Here is a 3,401-nt window from a genome sequence, read left to right as displayed (position 1 = left end):
TTACAAGACCTGTCCGCCCCGCCCTGGTGAATGGGATGTCATCGCTCTCTTCGTCCAACCCCTCGCCGAAGACCTGTGCGACGTCTGGCCGTGGATGGCGCTCTTCGACGATGTCACGCCGACGACCGACCTGATTCACTTTCAGCAGACGATCTTCCTGCAGGACCGGTCCATTCTCGAAAACCAGATCCCCAGGCTCCTGCCCCTCGATCCCGGAATGGAAATCCCCACAAGAGCCGACCTGACTTCGATCGCTTACAGACGCTGGCTGAAACGCCGCCACTACACCTACGGGGCACAATTGGTGGCGCAATGAAGCTCTATGATTACGTTCTCTCACCCAGTTGCTACAAAGTTCGGCTGATGGCGGCACTGGTCGGCGTGAAGATGGAAATCCGGCCAGTAGATTTTCATCCCGGCGCCGAGCATCGCAGCCTCGAGTTCATGGCACTTAACCCGGCGGGCTCGATCCCGATCTTGGAAGATGGGGATCTGATCCTGACCGAATCCGCCGCCATGCTTCCTACCTCGCCGCCAAGACTGCGCCAAAGTGGCTGGGCGGCGGCACGCCGGAAGAAACAGCGCGCGTCCAGCAGTGGCTTTCGTTCTCACACCGGCTGACCGCCAACCTCGGAGGCGCGCGCCTTCATGAAATGCTTCTGCGGCCGGGAGACATCGCCTCGCTTCAAGCACAAGGGATTGCTGCTCTTCGCGAACTGGAAGCGAAGCTGGTCGAACAGGGCTTGCGGGGATTTCAGTTCCTCGCGTCGAACCACCCGACAATTGCTGATATCGCTTGCTTTCCCTACGTGGCGCTCGCGCCGGATGGCGGCATCCCGCTCGACCCCTACCCCGCCATCAGGCTTTGGACGCGTGCAATCCGCAGCCTCGATAATTTTGTCGAGATGCCTGGCATACATAGGCTGCACGAATTAAAGCCCGAACCCTACGCCGAACCGGGCGAGGTGTGACGTGGCCGGTTATCTCCTAACGAACTGTGCTGCCGTCATCGCCAACGATGGCGAGGGGCTGCGTGTCTGCCGGAACGTCGACCTGCTGACAAACGGTCCTTCGATCGAAGCGATCGGCGAAAACCTCTACAAGGGAGAGCTGCCGGCCGGGACCGTCACTCAAGACGCGACCGGCTGGTTCGTCTATCCGGGGCTCGTCAATACCCACCACCACTTCTTCCAGTGCTTCGTGCGCAACCGTGCGGATCTCGATTGGACGAAGCTGGCGGTCATCGAATGGCTTGATCTCATCTATCCAATCTTCTCGCGCCTGACCGAGGACTGCTTTTACCATGCCTCCGTCACCGCCATGGCGGAGATGATCAAGCACGGCTGCACGACGGCATTCGACCACCAGTACTGCTTCCCGCGCCGCGCTGGAAAGAAACTGATCGACCGTCAGTTCGAGGCAGCCGACCTGCTAGGTATGCGCTTTCATGCGGGCCGCGGCGGCAACACGCTGCCAAAATCCGAAGGCTCGACCATCCCGGACCCCATGCTGGAGACGACGGACGAATTCATCGCCGATTGCGCGCGCCTGATCGACACTTACCACGATAAAAGCCCCTTCAGCATGCGGCAGGTCGTGGTCGCGCCCTGTCAGCCGGTCAACTGCTATAAAGAGACCTTCGTCGAGGCGGCGGCGCTGGCGCGCGACCGCAGCGTGCAACTCCATACCCATGTCGGCGAAGGCGAAAGCCCCGTCATCGAGGCTCGGCACGGCATGAGGACGGTGGATTACTGCGCAGAAATTGGATTTGCCGGTCCCGATACCTTTTATGCCCATTGCTGGGAACTCACCCATGACGAACTGCGCATGATGGCGGCAACCGGCACCGGTGTCTCCCACTGCCCCGAGCCCGTTTATCTGGTCGGCGCCGAGATCACCGATATTCCGGCCATGTCGGCCTTCGGTCTGCGCGTCGGTCTCGGCTGCGATGGAGCTGCCTCGAACGACAATTCAAACCTGATGCACTGCTTGCACTCCGCCTATATGCTGCAGTGCCTAACCGCCTCTACACGCGCGCATCCCGTCCCGCCTCCGGTCGATTTTCTCGGCTATGCGACGACCGGCGGAGCGGCCCTCCTCGGCCGCCCGGATATCGGCCGGCTTGCTCCCGGGATGGCCGCCGACCTCTTTGCAATCGACACACGGCGCATGGACTACATCGGCACGCGGCACGACCCGCTGAGCCTGATTGCCAAAGTAGGCATCGGAATGCCGACTGACATGACCATGATCAACGGACGCATCGTCTGGGCTAAGGGCGAGTTCATCGGACTCGACGAAATGCGGCTGTTCGCCGAAGCCGAGGCCGCACTCGCGGCAGTGGAATTCTAAAAACGAAACAGGGGAACTGACATGCTGAAAAACCTCACCCGCAGAACATTGATGAAGGTTGTTGCCGCCTCCGGCCTCGCAAGCGCGCTTGGCGGCCGGTCCTCCATGGCAGCCGACGAGCCGCTCGGTATTTCTCTCGTGATCCCCTCGCCGGTCGGTGACGTCGGCTGGGGACACGCCCTTGCCGCCGGCCTCGAACCCGTCAAGGCTGCGTACGGCGACAAGGTAAAGGTCACGGTCATCGAGAACATTCCAGAAGGTCCGGATGCCGACCGCATCATGAACAAGACGGTCGCCGATGGAAACAAATTCCTGATCGCCGGCTCCTTCGGCTATCAGAACGGCGCCCTGCAGATCGCCCGCCGGAATCCGGCGGTCACCGTGCTGCATGCCTCCGGCTTCCAGGTAGCACCGAACTTCTCGCCCTTCGCAGCCAAGTATTTTCAGGGAACCTACCTGCTCGGCATGGCTGCCGCTGCGCTCTCCAAGACCGGTAAGTTAGGCTCAGTGTCCGCCTTTGCCATCCCGGAACTGATCACGTCCATCAATGCCTTCACGCTCGGTGCCCAATCGGTGAAACCGGATATCGAGGTGTCGGTCGTGTGGGTGAACTCGTGGTTCGATCCGGCCAAGGAGCAGGAAGCTGCGAAGGCGCTGATGGCGCAGAAGTGCGATGTGATCTTTTCCAATGCGCAGGACACGCCGTCGGTCATCTCGGCCTGCGAGGAAGCCGGCATTTACGTGTTCAACCTCAACTCTTCGATGAAAAAGTACGCGCCTAAGACCTATCTCGGCTGTGTCGCGACTGACTGGTCGCCGTTCTTCAAAGCCTCGGTGGACGCTCATATCGCCGGCACGTTCAGGGGCGGCAATGCCTTCCTCGGCGTCACTGAAAAGGTCGTCGGGGTTGTCGACTGGAATCCGAATATCCCGGCCGACGCCATGGGCAAGATCAAGGAGATCGAGGCGAAGATCGCCAGCGGCAGCTTCACTCCCTTCACAGGGCCGCTCACCAAGGCCGATGGCAGCGAAGCGGCACCGTCTGGTGC

Annotated in this window: 2 protein-coding genes and 2 pseudogenes; all 4 read left to right on the top strand. The window is 60.9% G+C overall.

From position 1 onward, the window contains the following. Nucleotides 1–316 (top strand): annotated as a pseudogene (locus C9413_RS29870) (aromatic ring-hydroxylating dioxygenase subunit alpha); the annotation flags it as partial. After that, nucleotides 313–971: pseudogene (locus tag C9413_RS29865) on the top strand (glutathione S-transferase family protein). The pseudogenes C9413_RS29870 and C9413_RS29865, both read left to right, overlap by 4 nt. Nucleotide 972: 1 nt before the next feature. Then, nucleotides 973–2,352, top strand: a complete 1,380-nt coding sequence (locus C9413_RS29860) for an amidohydrolase (protein WP_040115006.1) — start codon at nucleotides 973–975, stop codon at nucleotides 2,350–2,352. A 24-nt stretch (nucleotides 2,353–2,376) separates the two neighbouring features. Then, on the top strand, nucleotides 2,377–3,401 hold a 1,025-nt coding region (locus tag C9413_RS29855), incomplete at its 3' end, for a BMP family ABC transporter substrate-binding protein (protein ID WP_170251315.1).

The organism is Rhizobium sp. SEMIA 4085 (assembly GCF_013004495.1).
Classification (GTDB): domain Bacteria; phylum Pseudomonadota; class Alphaproteobacteria; order Rhizobiales; family Rhizobiaceae; genus Rhizobium; species Rhizobium gallicum.
Note: the sequence above shows the minus strand (reverse complement) of the source record. Positions and strands in the feature narration are given on the sequence as shown.